Below are 20,736 nucleotides of genomic sequence, written 5' to 3'. Positions count from 1 at the left end.
AAGTAAATTCGTGCCGGTTTGGTGCGAAACTTGTGCTGGAGAGTGAAATTCCCTGTTTTTGTAGTCGTACTACAGTTACTCATGCGATGTTCTGTAGCCGAAATACAACGAGCCAAGCTCTCACTCTGGGTGCTGAATGTAAAAAACGCACTTTTCCGTAGTCATACGCAACTCCCGTTGACAGTGCATCTAGTTTTAGTACAGAATCGGGCTCAGACGTCCTTAGAACGTTGCCTTTGGAACCCGTGCAGTCGCCGCCATACTGAACATACGGGAATTGTGTAGTAATGATGAGATGAGGGGACAGAATGAAATTTTTCGCCAATACCCGTACCAGGAGTGCCGCATTTCCACTGAGCCCGGTCGCCGCCGGTTGCGCCTTGTTCGTTTCCGCCATGTCGGGCAATGTGTATGCGCAAGCAAGCGCCGCCCCGCAAGCGAGCGAGCAAGCGATTACCACGGTCAAGGTGTCGGGCATTCGGCGCGGTATCGAGGACGCGATTTCGGTGAAAAAGGATTCGTCTTCCATCGTCGAGGCCATCTCCGCGGAAGATATCGGCAAGTTGCCGGACGTTAGTATCGCGGAATCGATCGCCCGCCTTCCCGGCCTGGCGGCGCAGCGCGTCGGCGGCCGTGCCCAGGTCATCAGCGTGCGCGGCCTGTCGCCGGACTTCTCCACCACCTTGCTCAACGGCCGCGAACAGGTCAGCACGGGCGACAACCGCAGCGTCGAATTCGACCAGTATCCGTCCGAGCTGCTCAGCGGCGTTACCATTTACAAGACCCCGGACGCCGGCCTGGTCGGGCAGGGCTTGTCCGGCACGATCGACATGCAGACCGTGCGTCCGCTGTCGTTCGGCAAGCGCACGATCGCCATGAACGTACGCGGCGAGAAAAACTCGCTCGGCGGCATCGCCAATGCGAAAGACACGGGCAAGCGCTTCAGCGTCAGCTACATCGACCAGTTCGCCGACCGCACGATCGGTATCGCCATCGGCTACGCCCATTTGGCCTCGCCGGTGTTGTCGAACGAGACCGGCCTGTACGAGCCGTGGAAAACCGATGCGCGTCCTGGCGTGCCGGGCGGCACCTATTTGATGGATGGCTTGAAATCGGTGGCGCGCAGCGGCACCAACAAGCGCGACGGCGTCATGGGCGTGCTGCAATATCGACCCAACAAGAGCTGGACCAGCATGATCGATGTGTACGCTTCGAAGTTCAAGCGTGAAGAAACCGCCAACCAGTTCGAAGTGGCCCTGAACGATTACAACGGCGGCTACAAGCCGGGCTTGCTGTATTCGCCGGCGACCACGGCCAATGGCGTGCTGACCGGTGGCTCGGCCAGCGGCGTGTATCCACTGGTGCGCGGCATGTACAACGACCGCAAGGATGAGATCAAGGCGATTGGCTGGAGCAATACCCTGCGCTTCGATGGCGGCTGGTCGGTGTTTGCCGATGCCAGTTTCTCGAAGGCGACGCGCGATGAAGTCAGCCTGGAAAACAACCTGCAACTGAGTAATGCCGCCGCCGATCCTTTCCTCGACACCGTCGACCTGAAGTTCGCTACCGGCACCTTTTCGCACATCGCCGGCCGCCTGAACTACACCGACGCGAAGAATTTGTATCTGCGCAACACGATTTACGGTTCGGGCTATGGCAAGACGCCGCAAATCGAAGACGAACTCAAGGGTTTCAAGCTGGTCGTCTCGATGCCGATCCCGACCGTGCTGGAAAGCTATTTCTCGGGCGTGGACGTGGGTGTGAATTACGCCGACCGCAGCAAGAACAAGGTGCAGCCGGAAGGCGCGATTACCCTGCGCGGCGCGCCGGGTCCGGTTCCGAACGAGTTTTTGTATGGCCAGGTCGATCTCGGCTTTGCCGGCACCGGCATGATTCCTTCGTGGAATGTGCCAGGGGTGGTGAGCCAGCACATGAACTTCAAGCCGAGCTCGACCGAGTCGTTCCTGATTTCAAAGGCCTGGGAAGTGAACGAGAAGATCACGACCAGCTTCATCAAGGCCAATATCGACAGCGACATCGGTTCGGTCACGGTCAAGGGCAATGTGGGCGTGCAGGTGCAGCGCACCGAGCAGTCGTCGCGAGCGAACTATTTTGACGGCACCGCGCCGGTCGGCAGCCAGGTCAAGCCGGTCCATGATGGCATGACGTATACCGATTACCTGCCGAGCCTGAATCTCTCGTTTGGCCTGAGCAATCAGCAGACCGTCCGTTTTGCGGCCGCCAAGCAACTGGCCCGTCCGCGTATCGACCAGCTGCGCTCGGCGCTCGACTTCAACGTCGGCACCACCGACTTCAAGCCAAGCGCCAACGGCGGCAACGCGCGCCTCGATCCATGGCGCGCCAAGGCACTCGACTTGTCCTACGAGAAATATTTCGGCAACAAGGCGTATTTTGCGGTCGCAGCTTTCCACAAGAAGCTCGATACCTATATCTTTACGCAAACCCTGGACTACGATTTCTCGAAGTACATTCCAGGCACCAACGCGATTACCGCGATCGGTAACTACAAAGCGCCGTACAACGGCAATGGCGGCAAGCTGAAGGGCCTGGAACTGTCGGCATCGCTGCCGCTGTCCCTGATCACGCCGGTGCTCGATGGTTTTGGCGTGTCGGCCAGCGCCACGCACAGCAAGAGCTCGATCGCGATCGAAGATCCGGATAGCAGCATCGGCAAGAATATTCCGCTGCCGGGCTTGTCGAAGCGCGTGACCAACCTGACTTTGTACTATGAAAAGAATGGTTTCGAGACGCGCGTCAGCCAGCGCAAGCGTTCGGATTTCGTTGGTGAAATCGGCAACTTTGCCAATGATCGCACCTTGCGCTACGTGGTGGGCGAAGACGTGGTCGACTTCCAGATCGGTTACAACTTTACCGAAGGCAGCTTGAAAGGCTTGGGAGTGGTGTTGCAGGTTAATAACGTTGGCGACACTGCGTACGAAACCTACGGCGGCGACCGCAACAAGCCGCTGGAATACCAGAAGTATGGCCGCACTTTCCTGATGGGCGCCAACTACAAGTTTTAAGGCGTTCGCCGCCGGGGTGATTCCGGCACTGAGCACAACCCCGGCGCATGCAAGTGTGGCGGGGTTGTTTCATTTTCGTAATGGCGAGTGTGCGTTAACGACAATCAGATTGCCCGAATAGCCTCAATTACACCCCACTTGCACGCAACTCCGTTACAAAAAATCGCATTCTTGACTACAAAAGAGTAAACTGCAGGATGCTTTCCCGTCGGGCTAGCTAGTCAAATTGTGAGTGTCCTATGTCTGAAACCCCTGTACTACTGTTTTCCGAACTCAACCTGAGCGCCCAAGTGCTGAAGGTCATGAAAGAGGTCGGTTACGAAACGCCGTCGCCGATCCAGGCTGCCACCATCCCGCTGCTCCTGGCCAATCGCGACGTGCTGGGGCAGGCCCAGACCGGAACCGGCAAGACCGCGGCCTTCGCGCTGCCGATTTTGTCGCGCATCGACATCAAGCAGCAGACGCCGCAGGCGCTGGTGCTCGCTCCTACCCGCGAACTGGCGATCCAGGTCGCCGAAGCGTTCCAGAAGTATGCAACGCACATTAAAGATTTCCACGTCCTGCCGATCTACGGCGGCCAGAGCTACGGTCCGCAGCTGCAGGCCTTGCGCCGCGGCGTGCACGTGATCGTCGGCACTCCGGGCCGCGTCATCGACCACCTCGAAAAAGGCTCGCTCGACCTGTCCAAGCTCAAGACGCTGGTGCTCGACGAAGCCGACGAGATGCTGCGCATGGGCTTTATCGACGACGTCGAACAGATCCTGCAAAAAACCCCTGAATCGCGCCAGACCGCGCTGTTCTCGGCCACCATGCCGTCCGCAATCAAACGCATCGCCAAGACCTACCTGCGCGATCCGGCTGAAGTGACGGTCGCCGCCAAAACCGGCACCGCCGACAATATCCGCCAGCGTTACTGGATGGTGAGCGGCATGCAAAAGCTCGAAGCGCTGACCCGCATCCTCGAAGCCGAACCGTTCGACGGCATGATCATTTTTGCCCGCACCAAGCTCGGTACCGAAGAACTGGCGACCAAATTGCTGGCGCGCGGCTTCGCGGCCACCGCGATCAACGGCGACATGCAGCAAACGCAGCGCGAGCGCACCATCGAACAACTCAAGAACGGCAAGATCGACATCCTGGTTGCCACCGACGTGGCCGCGCGCGGCCTGGACGTGGAACGCATCAGCCACGTGATCAACTACGACGTGCCGTCGGACCCGGAAAGCTACACCCACCGCATCGGCCGTACCGGCCGCGCGGGCCGCAGCGGCGAAGCGATTCTGTTCATCACCCCGCGCGAGCAGGGTTTGCTCAAAGCGATCGAACGCGCCACGCGCCAGCCGGTGGCGCCATTGACCTTGCCGACCGTGAAAGCCGTCAACGACGTGCGGATCGCCAAATTCAAGGACCAGATCACCGAAGTGCTGGCCGCCGGCGGACTCGATGTATTCCGTTCGCTGATCGAAGAGTATGAGCGCGAGCAGAACGTGCCCGCCGTCGAAATCGCAGCGGCGCTGGCCAAGCTGGCGCGCGGCGACATTCCGCTGCTGCTGGAAAAACCGAACCGCGACGCCAAGAGCGCGCCATCGTGGCAAGAGAATTCGCCTGCCGCACGCGCACCGCGTTCGGACGCGCCAATGCGCAGCGATCGCGGCGATCGCGGCGACCGTGGCGATCGTGGTGACGCTCCGGCCTTCAAGCGCGAACGCGTCTCGCGTCCGTCGGAAGAGGGCATGGGCACGTTCCGTATCGAAGTCGGTCATGCGCACGGCGTCAAGCCGGGCAACATCGTCGGCGCGATTGCCAACGAAGCGAACATCGAGTCCAAGTTCATCGGCCGCATCGAGATCTACGACGACTACAGCACGCTCGACCTGCCGGTCGACATGCCGGCCGACCTGATCGATCACCTCAAGGGTGTATGGGTCGCTGGCCAGCAGTTGAACATCACGCGTGATGGCGAAGCGCCGGCGGTCAAGAAGGCGGCTGCTCCGAAAAAAGCGGGCGACCGTCGTTTTGAAGAGAAAAAGCTCGGACCTAAAAAGCCGTACGACGCGGCCACCAAGGCCAAGAAAGAAGCACGCAAGCTGGCCAAGCCGGAGTAAAGCGGCAGGCGGGTAAAAAATGGGCAGCTTCGGCTGCCCATTTTGCTTGGGTGTCACTGCGCAGCGGTCCGGGTGACTGGCGCGCAAGCGCACTGTCAGCGACGGCTTGCTGGGCATCCGCCATCGAATGGGGCTCCTATTTGCGCCATGTGATTGTGCTGATGACTGCTTCCAGATCCCGGCGTGCCTGTTGCGCGGAACCCGTGTCCAGTTGCGCCGCATAGATGAACGCGGCAGGCCCGCATAGCAGGCGAATGGATGCGTAAACTGTTCCATCAGATGAGGTCATCTCGTCCGATGCCTCATACTCGAGGTAAGGACCCGGGCGCTCGACCGGTGTTAACGCGAGCTCCAGATCGGACAGGATTCCCGACCGTTTGATCTCTGCAAAGTCGCACGCCGATGGGCAGGAATCTCCACTTCCCACTTTGCATGTCTCAAGGATCAGCATCGGGAGCTGCGCCAGCTTTGTCTTCATTGAAAAGAGGCGCCGTTCTTTATCCGACTCGTTATGCCACCCAGGCAGTGGCGCTATTGAAAAGCTACCCATCTCCACCCTGTCCGTCGCATGCGCTCCGGAGACGCAAGCGAGGGTGATCGTGATAAAGACCGCACAGGCTTTCAAATTCCTTGAGGCTGAATTCATGACTGGTTTCTTCCATGATGGTGCGCTGCCGGCAATTTGCCGAATCGCCGCTGCTGGTTGTGGATTCAATAGGTGGTCGCCCGCTCTGTCACTGCGAAGCGGAGCCACCGCCGATCCGTTCACCAGTGCGCGTTGCAAGGATAAACGGCTTCCATCCGCCTGGCGGATCCCACTCCCCGCTGCCTTCGATATACGTCGGGGTGGCGCCGTGCACCAGCACGCCATCAATGCCGAGATTGTCGTTTTTCCATCGTAGCGCGCCGTCCGGCCCGAAGGCGAACAGCTCGGACGCGGAGCTTGCCAAGATGCGGAAATCCTCGCCGGACGTTTGCAATTGCGCAGCATCGTAGAAGTCGCAAAAATACCCGTCCATCTGGTGTATCACCACGTCTTCTGTCACGCAATCGACAATGAAGATGCGCCCTCCGTAGCCGATATACGCTTTGGTACCGTCCATCCGGACTGCCTGGAAGCAGATGCATTCGACAGCCGAAGCCACATCGATTCGCAGGCGAGCGCCGCAATCCCAGTCCACGGCAACGCTCGTGGCGATCGCAGCCACAGGGCGATCAGCCCCTACCAGAAGGGATCTGGTAAACAAGGATACATCGTGTTCTTCTAAAAACGATATCGTCATGGTTTCTTCGCATTAATTCTTGCAACTACCTTGCCGGCAAGCGGTGGGCTGAGGTCAGTGCGCGGAAACGGGCATCGCGGCCTGGGTGGCTGGCGCCTCGTCCTTCACCAGGCACCACAAGGCCGCCGACATCGCCAGCGAGGCGCCGCAAATGATGTACAAGGTGCTCTGGTCCGGCACCCGTTTCAGAACGAAGCCGACGCCGGTCGACATCAACTGCGGCAGCACCACCGACAGGTTGAACACGCCCATGAAAAAGCCCATGCGGCTCTTGTCCACCTTGTCGCTCATGATCGCAAACGGCAGGCTGACAATGGCGCTCCAGCCGATGCCGACCACCGCCATCAGCGCGTACAGCATCATCGGCGTGCGCGCCGTGGCCGCAATCAAGAAGTACCCGACCGCCATGATGGCGACGCAGCCGGCCTGCGTGTGCACGCGCCCGATCTTGCGCGCCAGGGGCGCGAGCACCAGCGCCGGCAGCAGGAAGCCGACCGTATTCATGATCGCGAAGGCAAAGCCGATAATCTGCCCGCTCATGTCGTTGGCCGCCTTGGTTGCCAGGCCCGCCGGCACCAGATGCTGCTCAATGAAGCCATAGGTGTAGACGAACATCGACTGCACGCCAAGCCACGCGAAGCCATGCGCAATATAGATGCGCCACAGCTGGCCCCAGTCGGCCTTGGTGGCGGCTGCGGTCTCGGTCTTCTTGACCATCTCGCGTTCTTCCTTGATGAAGAACATCGGCACCACCGAGAACACGAACACGATGCCCGCGCCGACCGAAATGAGCATGTCGTTGCCCACGGTCGCGCCGATCAGGTAGGCCATCACGCCAAAGAAGCCCGAGATGGTTTGCATCCAGGTGTAGCCGAGCGTGCGCGCTTCGCCTTCCGGCGTCAGGTCGGCGATGATCGAGCGGGTCGGGTTGAAGCTGATATTGATCGACAGGTCCAGCGTCAGCGCGACGATCACCGCCACGATGAGAATATTCTTGATGCCCAAGAAGTCGCCAACCACGTCGATGCGCGGCAGCAGGAACACCATCAGTGCGGCCAGGGTGCCGCCGATCAGGATGAAGGGCCGGCGCCGTCCGCCCCAGAACCAGGCATCGTCGCTGATCAAGCCGATGATCACCTGGCCGAAAATCCCGGCCATTGGTCCCGCCGCCCAGACAATGCCGATTTCATGGATCTGGAGGTTGAAGCGCGTGCTCAAAATCCAGCTCAGGGCCGAAATCTGGATGCAGAGCGCGAATCCCATGGCCGTCGACGGCAGGCTCAGGGTCGCATAAAAAAGGTTATTCAGGCGCTTCTGCATGTCCAGCATCATGTCCCCATCTTGTTCTGTTATTTGACTACAAAACCGTGAATTTGTTGTGTGATTTACCCGGCTTCCTGCGGCGATTCTACTATGGAACTGTTTAGATTGACACTTAGAAATCGCCATGTTATTTTCCTACAAATATAATGCGTAGCCAAACGCCTGGAGACTCCCGATGCAGATGCAATTCCCGCCGATCAAACCGCGCCTGAGCTTCTGGCAGTTGTGGAACATGAGCTTCGGCTTCTTTGGCATCCAGTTCGGGTTTGCCCTGCAAAACGCCAACACCAGCCGCATTTTTTCGACCCTGGGCGCGAACGCCGACGACCTGCCGCTGTTCTGGCTCGCCGCGCCGGTCACCGGGCTGCTGGTGCAACCGGTGATCGGCTACCTGAGCGACAATACCTGGCACCCGTTCTGGGGCCGGCGCCGTCCCTTCTTCTTCCTCGGCGCCTTCCTCGCCACCGTCGCCATGTTCCTGATGCCTAATTCCTCGTCGCTGTGGATGGCGGTGTTCGTGCTGTGGATGATGGACGCTTCGATCAATGTGTCGATGGAGCCGTTCCGCGCCTTTGTGGGCGATAAGCTGCACCCGGTCCAGCAGACCTCGGGCTTTGCGATGCAAACCTTCTTCATCGGCTGCGGCTCGGTGATCGCCTCGCTGCTGCCGACCATCTTCACCGAGTGGTTCAACGTCAGTAATATCCCGGTCGCTGGCGGCATCCCGGACACGGTGCGCTACTCGTTCTATGCCGGCGGCCTGGCCTTTATCGGTGCGGTGTCGTGGACCGTCATCACCACCCGCGAGGCGCCGCCGGAAGACATGCAGGCGTTCCGCGCCGAGGTCGAAAAGCGCAAGGGCACCTTGACCGCGCTGCGCGAGATCCTTGGCGGCTTCACCACCATGCCGCGCACGATGGTGCAACTGGCGAGCGTGAGCTTCTTTTCGTGGCTGGCGCTGTTTACGATGTGGGTCAACACCACCCCGGCCGTGGCCGAAAACGTCTTCGGCACGGTCGACGCGCAGTCGGCCGCCTTCCAGAGCGCCGGCAACTGGGTCGGCGTGATGTTCGCGGTGTATAACGGCGTGTCGGCCATTGCCGCCTTTATCCTGCCGGTGATCGCGCGCCGCACCAACCGCAAGATGACGCACCTGGCCTGCCTGGTCATCGGCGGCATCAGCCTGGCCAGCATTTTCTTCATCACGCAAAAAGAGATGCTGCTCATTCCGATGGTCGGCGTCGGCATCGCGTGGGCCAGCATTCTCACCGTGCCGTATGCAATCCTGGCCGGCGCGTTGCCGGCGCAGCGCATGGGCTTTTACATGGGCGTCTTCAATTTCTTCGTCGTGATCCCGCAGATTATCGGCGGGGTGATTCTTGGGCCGATCAGCAAGGCCTTGCTGGGCGGGCGTCCGGTGGCGACCTTGCTGCTGGCCGGGGCGTGCATGGCCATCGGCGGCTTGCTGACCGTGTTCGTGACCGATAAAGGCGAGCAGAAAACCTAAGGTGGCGTCGAAATTTTCTTACCTGTCGTATCGTATTGTTAACAGACAGGAGTAAAAATGACCATCCATACAGTAAACACCACAGCGTTTGCCGGACAACGCCCCGGTACGTCCGGCTTGCGCAAGAAGGTCAGCGAGTTCCAGCAACCCGCTTACCTTGAAAACTTCGTGCAGTCGATCTTCAACACGCTTGGCGACTGCGCCGGCCAGACGCTGGTTGTCGGCGGCGACGGGCGCTATTTCAACCGCCACGCGATCCAGGTCATCCTGCGCATGGCGGCGGCACATCGCTTTGCCAAAGTACTGGTGGGGCAGGGCGGCATTCTGTCGACGCCGGCCCTGAGCTGCGTCGTGCGCAAGCGCGGCGCGTCCGGCGGCATTGTGCTCTCGGCCAGCCACAATCCCGGCGGACCCGATGGCGACTTCGGCATCAAGTACAACATCGCCAACGGCGGCCCCGCACCCGAAAAAATCACCGACGCCATTTACGAGCAGACCAGGGTGATCACCGAATACCGCACCAGCGACGCCGGCGAGCTCGATCTCGATGTCATCGGCGGCGCGCGCATCGAACAGATGGACGTCGAAGTGATCGACCCGGTTGCCGACTACGCAGCCCTGATGGGCGAGCTGTTCGATTTTGCGGCCATCAAGGCCCTCTTCGCGGGCGGCTTCACGATGCGCTTCGACGGCATGCACGCCGTCTCCGGTCCGTATGCGCACGCGATTCTCGAAGGCTTGCTCGACGCACCCACCGGCACCGTCATCAACGGCACGCCCCTGGAAGACTTCGGCGGCCACCATCCCGACCCCAATCCCGTCAATGCGGCCGAACTGGTGGCGCTGATGTCGGCGCAAGACGCGCCGGACTTCGGGGCGGCGTCGGACGGCGACGCCGACCGCAACATGATCGTCGGGCGCGGCATCGCCGTCACGCCCTCCGACAGCCTGGCCATCATCGCCGCCAATGCAGGCGCCGCACCCGGCTACCGCGGCGGCATCAAGGGCATCGCCCGCTCCATGCCCACCTCCACCGCGCCTGACCGGGTGGCGCAAGCGCTCAAGGTGCCGTGCTACGAAACGCCGACCGGCTGGAAGTACTTCGGCAACCTGATGGACGCCGGCATGGTGACCCTGTGCGGCGAAGAGAGCTACGGCACGGGTTCAAGCCATATCCGCGAAAAGGATGGCTTGTGGGCGGTGCTGTTCTGGCTTAACCTGCTGGCCGCGAGCGGCAAGCCTGTGGCGACGCTGGTGCGCGAGCACTGGGCGCGCTTCGGCCGTAATTACTACTCGCGCCACGACTACGAGGCGGTCGAGTCCGGGGCGGCTGAAGAACTGATGACGCACCTGCGCGAGCAGTTGCCCACACTGGCCGGCCAGGTCATCGACGGCTACACTATCGATCTTGCCGACGATTTTGTTTACAAGGACCCGGTCGACGGCAGCATCGCCAGCAAGCAGGGCGTGCGCATCGTGATGACCGATGGCTCGCGCATCGTGTTCCGCCTGTCCGGCACAGGGACCGAAGGCGCCACCATTCGTCTTTACCTCGAACGCTACGAGGGCAACGTGGCCATGCACGACATGCCGGCGCAGGAAGCGCTGGCCGGTTTGGCGGCGATCGCCGACCGGCTGGCCGGCCTGCATCAGCGTACGGGGCGCGACCGGCCGACGGTCACCACCTGATTCACCACAACCAACAGGGAATACATGAAATTTTCCGCACTTGCAGTCTCACTGGCGCTCACTTTCGGCGCTGCCCACGTCAGCGCCGCTCCGCCGGTGGCGCGCACCCCGTTTGTGTGGGAAAACGCGACTGTGTATTTCCTGTTGACGGACCGCTTCAACAACGGCAACAAGGCCAACGACCTGGCCTACGGCCGCAAGGCCGACGCCGCACCGCTGCGCGGCTACATGGGCGGCGACCTTGCTGGCGTGACCGCCAAGATCAAGGAAGGCTATTTCAAGGAGTTGGGCGTCGATGCGATCTGGATCACGCCGCCGGTCGAGCAGATTCATGCCGGCACCGATGAAGGCACTGGTAAATCCTACGGCTTTCACGGCTACTGGGCGCGCGACTTCACCAGCATCGACGCCAACCTCGGCACCGAAGCGGACCTGCAGGAACTGGTCGACACCGCGCACGCCAACGGCATCCGCGTGCTGCTCGATGTGGTGATGAACCATACCGGGCCGGTCACGGCATCGGACCCGGTATGGCCGAAGGACTGGGTGCGCACCGCACCGGTGTGCGCCTTCAAGGATGCGCGCACCACCATCGACTGCACCTTGGTGAAGAACCTGCCGGATTTTCGCACCGACGCCGACCGCCCGGTCGCACTGCCGCCGGCGCTGGTGGCCAAGTGGAAGGACGAAGGGCGCTACGAGCGCGAAGTGTCGAGCCTGGATGCCTTCTTCAAGGAGACCGGCTACCCGCGCGCGCCGCGCTACTACCTGATGAAATGGCACGCGGACTGGGTGCGCAAGTACGGCTTCGACGGCTTCCGCGCCGACACGGCCAAGCACGTCGAACCGCGCGCGTGGAAGGAGCTGAAAAAGGTCGCCAGCAAGGCCTTTGATGACTGGAAGCGGGACAACCCGTCCAAGCGCCTCGGCGACGGCAAGTTCTACATGACAGCCGAAGTCTATAACTACTCGCTGCGCCATGCGCACCAGTTCGACATGGGCGGCGAAACCTTTGTCGACTTCTACGACAACGGCTTCGACAGCGTGATCAATTTCAGCATGACGTCGGACGCCAGGGGCGGCTACGACGCCATGTTCGGCCGCTATGCGGCGCTGCTGGCCGGGCCGCTGCGGGGTTATTCGGTGATGAATTATCTGAGCTCGCACGATGACGCGGCGCCGTTCGATCCGGCGCGCACGCGTCCTTACGACTCGGCGGTCAAGCTGCTGCTCTCGCCGGGCGCGGCGCAGATCTATTACGGCGACGAGACCGCGCGCCTGCTCACCTACCCGGGTGCGAAGGGCGATGCGGTGCTGCGCTCATTCATGAACTGGGATGAACTGGCCAGCAACGCGCAACGCGACGGGTATCGTATCGCGGAGGTGCGCAAGCATTGGGGGATCATCGGCCGCTTCCGCCAGATGCATCCGGCGGTGGGCGCGGGCGAGCACCGCAAGCTGCAGGCGACGCCGTATGTGTTTGCGCGCACCTACGAGAAGGATCGGGTCGTGGTGGGGCTCGATCTGTCGACCGACAAGTCGACGCCGATTGTGGTGGCGCCGATTTTTCGGGATGGCGAGTCGGTAACCGATTACTACTCGGGCAAGAAGGCCGTGGTGGCGGGTGGGAAGGTTGATTTCCACACCAGGAACGGCATTGTGCTGATCGCGAACTGATGCGCGTGCCCCTGCCTGGGCAGGGGCATTTCATACATTTCATACTATTCATGCAATAGGGTATGCTACGCGCGACTTCCCGAACTGTCCGAAGTGACCGCGATGACCAAAGAAAACGATTCAGAACAAAAGTACAGCCGTACCGCCTATGCCGACGGCCCCCGGCTGCTGGCCGACATTGGCGCGACCCATGCGCGCTTTGCCCTCGAAACCGCGCCCGGCGTCCTGCGCTCGGTGCGTGTGCTCAAGTGCGACGACTTCCCCGGCATCGTCTCGCTGCTGCATACCTACCTGGCCGACCACGCCGGCATCCGCATCAATCACGCCGCCTTCGCCCTGGCCAATCCGATCAGCGGCGACATGATCCGCATGACTAACCGCGACTGGCAATTCTCCACCGATGAAGTGCGCCGCGAACTGGGCCTGAACACCCTGCTGATCGTGAACGACTTCACCGCCCTGGCGATGTCGCTGCCCGGCCTGTCCGGCGCCGACTTGATGCAGGTTGGCGGCGGCACGCCGGCGGCCAACGCCGTCATCGGCGTGGTGGGACCGGGCACCGGCCTTGGCGTGTCCGGCATGATCCCGACCGTCGACGGTTTCGTCACCCTCGGCAGCGAAGGGGGACACGTCAATTTCGCCCCGGCCGATGAACGCGAATTCGCGATCCTCCAATACGCATGGAAGGAATGGACGCACGTGTCGAACGAGCGCCTGATCTCCGGCCCCGGCATGGAACTGATCTACCGCGCGCTGGCCCAGCGCAACAACGTGCAGGCCGCGTCACGCACCTCGCCCGAGATCATCACCGGCGCGCTGGACGAGAACGACGCGCTCTGCCTCGAGGTGCTCGAGTGCTTTTGCGGCATGCTCGGTGGCGCCGCCGCCAACCTGGCGGTCACGCTTGGTGCTTTTGGCGGTATCTTCATCGGCGGCGGCATCGTGCCGCGCATGGGCGAGTGGTTCCTCACATCGCCGTTCCGCGCACGCTTCGAAGCCAAAGGCCGCTTTTCGTCCTACCTGGGCCAGATCCCGACCTACGTGATCATGATTCCCAACCCGGCCTTCATCGGCGTGGCGACGATCTTGTCGGAACATCTGCGCGGTCGCAGCGGCGCAAATACGCTGATGGAGCGCGTGCAGCATCTTCAGCATGAACTGTCGCCCGCCGAACAGCGCGTGGCCACGCTGGTGCTGGAACACCCGCGCAAGGTGCTGGGCGAGCCGATCGCGGAAATCGCGCGCCTGGCCGACGTCAGCCAGCCGACCGTGATCCGCTTCTGCCGCTCGCTGGGATTTTTGGGCCTGGCCGACTTCAAGCTCAAGTTCGCGAGCAGCCTGACCGGCACCATCCCCGTGCGCCACAGCCAGGTGCGCGTGTCCGACAGCACGCACGACCTGTCGGCCAAGGTGATCGACAATACCGTTTCGGCGATCCTGAAATTCCGCGACCAGCTCGATGTGGTCTCGATCGACCGCGCCATTGCGCTGCTGCGCAAGGCCAATCGGGTCGAGTTCTACGCCATGGGTAACTCGCGCGTGGTGGCGCTCGATGGCCAGCACAAGTTCTTCCGCTTCCGCATTCCCACCTCGTCGTATGGCGACTCGCACCTGTTCACCCTGGCCGCCGAACTGCTCAAGCCGGGCGACGTGGTGATCGCCATTTCCACCTCGGGCCAGCTGCCGGAATTGCTGGCCGCCGTGGATGCGGCGCGCGCCACCGGCGCCGATGTCATTGCGATCACCAGCAGTAAATCGGCGCTGGCGAAGCGGGCGACTATTTGCCTGGCGGTCGATCACAGCGAAGACAGCACCAGCTTCCTGTCCATGATCTCGCGCGTGCTCCAGCTGCTGCTGATCGATATTCTTTCGGTCGGGATTTCGCTTGGCGCGCAGGGAATTGACTCGGCCGATCACGATAAAAAACGCTCGCTGATCTCGCACCTGGATATCTAGCAGCCTGTCGGACTTGGGGAGTCGAAGCGAAAAAATAGCTGGGCGAGGCCAGATTTTGACGATTTCGCAGTGCCAATAGCGAGCTATTGGCCGAGAAAGCGGCGAAATATGGACCGTCCCAGGTATTTTTGCAGCCGACGATCCCAAGTCCGACAGGCTGCCAGGCCTACTCCACGAACACCACGGCGGTGCGGGCGGGGATGGTAAAACGTCCCGTCGCGCTGTCGTAGGTGCTGGTCGCGGCGCGTTGGTCTGCCGCTGTGGGCGCCGCATGCACCGGATGCAGGCGCAGGCGCTTGCCGCGTAGTTCCGCCACATCCAGGGTGTTCGCCACCTTGTCCACATTGATGAAGTACGCCACGCCGGCGAAACCGGCGCCGGCGTAACCCTTGCCGTCGATATAGGCCGCGATCACGGTGGGCACCTGCATCGATCCGGTATTGTAAAAACGCAGGCGCTGCCCGACGTCCTGCGCGCTGCGCATGCGGAACAGCGTGGAACTGGCGCGGATTGACAACAGGTCCCGAAAGGCATCGCGCGTGAAAGCGATATCGGCCGGCGCGGGCTTGAGTGCGGCGTTCGCCAGCAAGGGTTTGATCAGCGCATAGTCTTTGCCGTTGTCGTCGGCTGGCGGCGCGCCGGCGCCGAAGTAGTTATCCTGGTAGGTCCAGTCGATGCGGTTGAACCAGTCACCGGAATTGAAGCTGTTGCGGTCCAGCGACTTCGAACGCAAGGTGTCGATCCCCGCGTGGAAGTAGGCTACCCCCTGGCTGAACGCGTTGATCGCCGCCCCCAGCACCTGCACCCGCGCGCGTTCGGTGCCGGTGGTTGCCAGCGGGAGCTTGAACACGTTCATGTCGTACAGGGTCTGGTTGTCGTGGTTCTCGACGTAGTTGACCGCCTCGCCCGGTTCGCTGGCGTACCCCGCCGGCTGGCCGTTGTAGTCGATGGCGGCCAGTTGCAGCGTGCTGTCCTTCCAGGTCTGCATGACGTAGCTGCGCACCGAACCGGCCAGCCCCACGCGCACCATGTCGGCCGCCTGCATCAGGTCCGCCGGCGCTCGCTCGCCAGCGACCGCATTCGGGTCGTACGCAAGTCCGTTGATGTAGCCCTGGCGCCGGATCATGTCTTCTCCCGTATCGGCCGCCGAGCCTCCGCGCACATGGTCGCGTGCGCGGTCGCTGAAGGTGCCGATGCCGCTGCCGTTCAGCGACAGTTGCGACGCCTGCACGAAGCGCGCGCCGTCGGCCACTTCGCCGAAGTTCCAGCCTTCGCCGATCAACTGAACGTGACGTCCGGCGTCGCCGTTCACGCGCGCCTGCAACTGCTCCATCACCGCGCGCGGCTGGTGGCCCATCAGGTCGAAGCGGAACGAATCGATCTTGTACTCGCGCGCCCACAAGGCGGCCGAGTCGATCATCAGTTTGCCCATCATGCGGTTTTCGGTGGCGGTGTTGTCGCAGCAGGTCGATTGCTCGACGCCGCCGGCCGCATTCAAGCGGTGATAGTAGCCGGGCACGATGCGGTCGAGGACCGATTTTTCCTTCTGGCCGGAGGCGAAGGTGTGGTTGTAGACCACATCCATGCCGACCCGCAGGCCGGCCCGGTGCAGGTTCATCACCATCTGGCGCAGCTCGATGATGCGGCGCGCGCCGTCAGCTGCATTGCTCGCGTAGCTGCCCTCCGGCGCGTTGTAATGATACGGATCGTAGCCCCAGTTGAAGCAGTCGGTCGCCGCCGTCCGCCTGACCAGCGCCTGCTGCGTTTCGCCATCGGCCGCGCCTGTGGGAGCAGGCTGCGCGCAGCCGCGCTCCGGAATGCTGGCGATGTCGTACACCGGCAGCAGGTGGATGTCGGTCATGCCGGCGCGGGCCAGGGCGGCAAGGTGCTTCATGCCGTTCGAACCGGCTTGGGAAAAGGCGGTGTACTTGCCGCGACTGGCCGCCGGCACGGTAGCGTCGTTGATCGAAAAATCGCGCACGTGCAACTCGTAGACCACCATGTCGGTCTGCGCCTTCACCGTCGCGGGCGGCGTCGACTTGTCCCAGCCGGCCGGCTTGAGTCGCGCCGACGCAAGGTTGGCGATATAGCTGCGTTTCGAATCGGTTGTCAGGCTGACCGAGTACGGGTCGGTCACCATGTTGCGTACCAGGCCCGCGCCATCGGCCACCACGTCGACGGCATAGGTATAGTATTTCCCGGACATGTCGCCTTTTCGCGTGGCGCTCCAGATGCCGGTGGCGCGGTCGAATCGCATCGTATCAAGCGCCTTTGCGCGCCCGCCCCCGCTGTCGTAGGTACAGACGGATACGCGTTGCGCGGTCGGCGCCCACAACTTGAAGGAGGTGCTGCGGCGCGATGGCGTGGCGCCGAGATCGTCCGCCGATTCCGCAGCCGCATACAGATCGTCGAGCGCGCCGGCCGCCTGCAGCCTGGTCGCCGCGCGTACTTTTCCGTTGGCGTCTTCCTGCACCAGCACCATCTGCTGGCGGTGCAGGTCGGGCAGGCGCACAAGGTCGGACGCCGCCACGGCGAGCACCACACCTTTGCCGAGGTACTTGAAACGCTGCGCCAAGTCCGGCGTTGGCGCGCCGCTGAAAGCGGCGAGGGAGAGTGCGCCGGCAGCGCCGCTGACGATGCCGCCGGTCGGCGCGACGATGCTTCCGTCGGGCGAGTGATACAGCCTGAATCGCCCCGTGTTCTCCACTCCCGGCCACTGGGCAAGTCGTCGGTCCAGCCAGACGGCGCGCGCCTCGATGCCGCCGCGCGCCGGCCGCACGATCGTTTGAAAATGATCGCTGTCGCAGACCGCTGTCGTCTGCGCGGCCGATGCCGATGCGCTCGCGCTGGCGAAAACTGCGGCACTCAAAAGTGAAAAGGTCATCTGGCGTCCGGTATCGTCGTTATAGAAGCGCCGGGACAGCGAGTATCTTTGCTACACCTCGATTTCGCCCAAGCCCCGATTTTTGCATATTATCGACGACTTTGTAGTGAAATTACATTTTTCTTCCCGGGGCGAGCTGATATTTTTTGAGCTTGTCGTACAGGGTTTTGCGCGGCACGCCGAGTTGGTCGGCGGCGGTGGAGACGTTGCCATCGACCGCGTCAAGCTTTCGTGAGATCAGTTCACGCTCGTACGCGTCGAGTTGCTGCGGCAGGCTCAGGGCGGCGCCGGCGAGGGGAGCGGCGACCGGTGCCGGCGCTGGCGTGGCGACAATGCCGAGCACCAGCCGCTCGGCGAAGTTGCGCAGTTCGCGCACATTGCCAGGCCACTCCGCCGCCTGCCACTGACTCATTTGCTCACTGCTCCACTGCGGCGCCGCACGTCCGTAGCGCTGCGCCGCATCCTGCGTAAAGTGCGCCATCAGCAGGGCGATGTCGTCGCGCCGTTCGTTCAGGCGCGGCAAATCGATGGTGGCCACGCCGATGCGGTAGTACAGGTCTTCGCGAAAGCGCCCCTCGATACTCAGTTCCAGCAAGTCGGCCTTGCTGGCCGCGATGATGCGAAAGTTCACGGCGATCGCTTCGTTCCCGCCCAGGCGCTCAAGCTGGCGCTCTTGCAGCACGCGCAGCAGCTTGACCTGCAGCGCCATCGGCATGCTCTCGATCTCGTCGAGGAACAAGGTGCCGCCGTTGGCGTATTCCAGCTTGCCGATGCGGCGCTTGTGCGCGCCCGTGAACGCTCCCGCCTCGTGCCCGAACATCTCGCTTTCGAACACCGACTCGGGCAGGGCGCCGCAATTGATCGCGACAAAATTGCCCTTGCGCGCGCTGGCCGCGTGGATCAGGCGGGCCACGACTTCCTTGCCGGTGCCGGTCTGGCCGTGGATCAAAATGTCGACGCCGGCCGGGGCTATATTACGCACCAACACCTTGAGCCGTTCAATGGCGTCGGACCGCCCCACCAGTTGCGGCGTATCGGGATGCAGCGCCCACGCGGTCTTCAGGCGGCGGTTTTCCAGCACCAGCGAACGGCGCTCCTGGGCGCGCCGGACGGCATCCATCAGGCGTTCGGCGCCGAACGGTTTTTCGATGAAGTCGTAGGCGCCGGCGCGCATTGCGCCGACCGCCATCGCCACGTCGCCATGGCCGGTCACCATGATCATGGGCAGTTCCACGTCCAGCGCCACCACTTGCGCCAGCAGGTCCAGGCCGGAGCGCCCGGGCAGGCGTACGTCGCTGACGATGACGCCGTCAAAAGCCGCATCCAGCGCGCCTTGCGCTTGTTCGGCGCTGGCGTAGGCATGCACGGTAAAGCCCCCCAGTTCCAGGGTCTGGGTCGTGGCCAGGCGCAGCGGCGCTTCGTCTTCCACCAGGATAGCCTGCATGGTCTTCATTCGTTCCTTTTTTCCGGCAGCGGCAGGCGGACTTCGAACACGGCGCCACCGCCAGGGCGATTGCTGCCTTCGAGCTGTCCGTTCATGGCTTGCACGATCGATGATGATATCGCGAGCCCGAGCCCGAGGCCCTTGCCCGATGGCTTGGTGGTAAAAAACGGTTCGAACAGATGCGCGGCGACGCTGTCGGACATGCCCAGGCCGCTGTCGCTGATGCGCACCACGGCGTAACCGTCAATCGACGCCAGCGTGACCGACACTGCGCGTACCTGGGCCTCGTCGACGGCGTCGAGCGCATTGCGCAGCAGGTTGATGAACACCTGTTCGATGCGCACGGCGTCGCCGGTGATCAGCAGCTGCATGGGCGACGACAGCGGCGGCAGCGCCAGCGCGACCCCGAGGCGCTTGAATTCGCCCTGCAGCAAAAACGCCGAGGCGGCGAGGGACTGGGCGATGTCGACCGTCGCCACGGCGTCGCTGCGCCGCGCAAAGCCTTTCAACTGCCCGATGATGGCGCCCATGCGCGCGCTGGCGTCGCTGATGTGGGTCAGGTTGGCGCTGGCCTGCTCCTGCTGGCCGCGTTCCAGGAAGGTGCGGGCGTTGTCGGCAAACGCGCGGATCGCGGCCAGCGGCTGGTTCAGTTCATGCGTGACGCCGGCCGCCATCTGGCCCAGCATCGCCAGCTTGCCCGCCTGGACCAGCTGGTCCTGGGTCGTGCGCAGTACCTGCTCGGTTTGTTTCAGGGTGGCGTAGCGCGCTTCCAGGTCGTCGTTGGCCTGGCGCAGCAGCGCGGTGCGTTCGGCCAGCCGCAGATCGAGTTCGCCGGCGGCGCGCTGCAATGCGGCGTTGGCGGCCTGGCGCTCTTCCAGCCGGCGGCGGCGCTGGTACAGGGCCCAGGCCGCGACGATGGCGCTGGCAGCCACCAGCGCGGCGGCCAGCGCCCATAAGGCGGCCACACGGCGCACCCGGTCCTGCGCCGGGAACAGCATCAGTTGCCAGCCCAGGGGGCCGGTCCGGCGCGCCGCATGCGGCGGCAACTGCCCGTCGATGGGCGTGATCGGACGGCGCGCGTATTGATCGGTGCTCGCCAGCTTGCGTTGGGTGATGGCGGAGAGCGCTTGCAGGCTGCGGTACTTCCATTCGGGACGGTTGGACAGGAACACCACGTCGGCGCTGTCGGCCAGCACGATCGCGTCGTCAAGGCCTGCCCAATTGCGGGCGAATTCGTCGAGGCTGATCTTGACTGCGACCACGCCCAGCACGCGCGCGCCTTGCATTACCGGCTGGGCGATGAAGTAACCGGGTTCGCTGGTGGTGCTGCCGATGCCGTAGAAGCGGCCGGCGCGCCCGGCCAGCGCTTCGTGAAAATATGGACGGTAGCCGAAGTTGCGGCCCACGAAGGTGAGCGGCAGGTCCCAGTTGCTGGCGGCGAGCGTGTTGCCGTCGCGGTCCATCAGGTAGATCGCGCCGACTCTCGACTGGCGCGCAATCGCCTGCAAGCTGCGGTTGACCTGGTCGATGCGCGCGTGCTGGCGCGGTTGCATCAGCAGCGCGGCCACGTTCTCCTGCAGGCCGACGACGTAGGGCAGGGTTTCGAACTTGTCGAGCGCCGACTCCAGTTCGGGCGCCATCAGCTGCAACTGGCGCGCGCCGCGTTCGAGTTCGTCGGCCCCGCCCTGGCGCAGCGCCCCCTGGTAGGCGGCCGCAATCAGGGCGGCGCTGGCGAGCGGTGCGAGGAGCCAGGCGAGTTGTTGTTTTACGTGCATGAGCGGTCCACGGTGAGTGGCGTCGATTCTACTGCACGTACCCGTCCCC

Annotated in this window: 12 protein-coding genes; 6 read left to right on the top strand and 6 right to left on the bottom strand. The window is 62.8% G+C overall.

The genetic code is table 11. The features are described 5' to 3' along the window. Positions 1–308 precede the first annotated feature (308 nt). Together F2P46_RS21205 and F2P46_RS21200 are read left to right on the top strand one after the other, a co-directional pair. The gene (locus F2P46_RS21205) at positions 309–3,044 is read left to right on the top strand and encodes a TonB-dependent receptor (protein WP_166893846.1); all 2,736 of its coding nucleotides are present in this window, start codon (positions 309–311) and stop codon (positions 3,042–3,044) included. Between the two features lie 239 nt (positions 3,045–3,283). Beyond that, positions 3,284–5,149, top strand: a complete 1,866-nt coding sequence (locus F2P46_RS21200) for a DEAD/DEAH box helicase (protein WP_166893844.1) — start codon at positions 3,284–3,286, stop codon at positions 5,147–5,149. A gap of 136 nt (positions 5,150–5,285) precedes the next feature. On the opposite strand, the gene F2P46_RS21195 is transcribed toward F2P46_RS21200, so the two are convergent. The 3 genes from F2P46_RS21195 to F2P46_RS21185 form a co-directional block, all read right to left on the bottom strand. Further along, positions 5,286–5,795, bottom strand: a complete 510-nt coding sequence (locus F2P46_RS21195) for a hypothetical protein (protein WP_166893842.1) — start codon at positions 5,793–5,795, stop codon at positions 5,286–5,288. A gap of 88 nt (positions 5,796–5,883) precedes the next feature. Next, positions 5,884–6,432 (bottom strand): hypothetical protein, encoded by a 549-nt coding sequence (locus F2P46_RS21190; protein WP_166893840.1) that lies wholly within the window; start codon positions 6,430–6,432, stop codon positions 5,884–5,886. 54 nt (positions 6,433–6,486) lie between these two features. After that, complete coding sequence (locus F2P46_RS21185; protein ID WP_229509380.1) at positions 6,487–7,764, bottom strand: MFS transporter; 1,278 nt, start codon at positions 7,762–7,764, stop codon at positions 6,487–6,489. A gap of 166 nt (positions 7,765–7,930) precedes the next feature. On the opposite strand from F2P46_RS21185, the gene F2P46_RS21180 reads away from it, so the two are divergent. From F2P46_RS21180 to F2P46_RS21165, 4 genes are all read left to right on the top strand, one after another. Then, on the top strand, positions 7,931–9,262 hold the full coding sequence (locus tag F2P46_RS21180) for an MFS transporter (protein ID WP_208296716.1): 1,332 nt from the start codon (positions 7,931–7,933) through the stop codon (positions 9,260–9,262). 57 nt (positions 9,263–9,319) lie between these two features. Then, a complete protein-coding gene (locus tag F2P46_RS21175) occupies positions 9,320–10,951 on the top strand; it encodes an alpha-D-glucose phosphate-specific phosphoglucomutase (protein WP_166893838.1) in 1,632 nt (543 codons plus the stop codon). A 24-nt stretch (positions 10,952–10,975) separates the two neighbouring features. Then, the gene (locus F2P46_RS21170; protein WP_166893836.1) at positions 10,976–12,628 is read left to right on the top strand and encodes an alpha-amylase family glycosyl hydrolase; all 1,653 of its coding nucleotides are present in this window, start codon (positions 10,976–10,978) and stop codon (positions 12,626–12,628) included. Between the two features lie 102 nt (positions 12,629–12,730). Then, on the top strand, positions 12,731–14,584 hold the full coding sequence (locus tag F2P46_RS21165) for a glucokinase (protein WP_166893834.1): 1,854 nt from the start codon (positions 12,731–12,733) through the stop codon (positions 14,582–14,584). A gap of 166 nt (positions 14,585–14,750) precedes the next feature. Here the strand turns inward: F2P46_RS21165 and F2P46_RS21160 are convergent, their stop codons facing one another. The 3 genes from F2P46_RS21160 to F2P46_RS21150 all read right to left on the bottom strand — a co-directional run bounded on the left by F2P46_RS21160 (position 14,751) and on the right by F2P46_RS21150 (position 20,687). Continuing rightward, complete coding sequence (locus tag F2P46_RS21160) at positions 14,751–17,468, bottom strand: alpha-1,6-glucosidase domain-containing protein (protein ID WP_166893832.1); 2,718 nt, start codon at positions 17,466–17,468, stop codon at positions 14,751–14,753. Positions 17,469–17,580: 112 nt separating this feature from the next. Next, positions 17,581–18,912 carry a sigma-54 dependent transcriptional regulator gene (locus tag F2P46_RS21155; RefSeq protein ID WP_166893941.1) on the bottom strand — a complete coding sequence of 444 codons (1,332 nt, stop codon included), beginning with the start codon at positions 18,910–18,912 and terminating at the stop codon, positions 17,581–17,583. 5 nt (positions 18,913–18,917) lie between these two features. Next, entirely contained in the window at positions 18,918–20,687 is a 1,770-nt protein-coding gene (locus tag F2P46_RS21150; RefSeq protein ID WP_166893830.1) for an ATP-binding protein, read from the bottom strand. Positions 20,688–20,736: the final 49 nt, after the last annotated feature.

This window comes from Massilia sp. CCM 8734 (assembly GCF_011682155.1).
In the GTDB taxonomy this organism is placed as follows: domain Bacteria; phylum Pseudomonadota; class Gammaproteobacteria; order Burkholderiales; family Burkholderiaceae_D; genus Telluria_A; species Telluria_A rubra.
The sequence above is the reverse complement of the archived record's forward strand: the minus strand, read 5'-3'. Positions and strand labels throughout refer to the sequence as shown.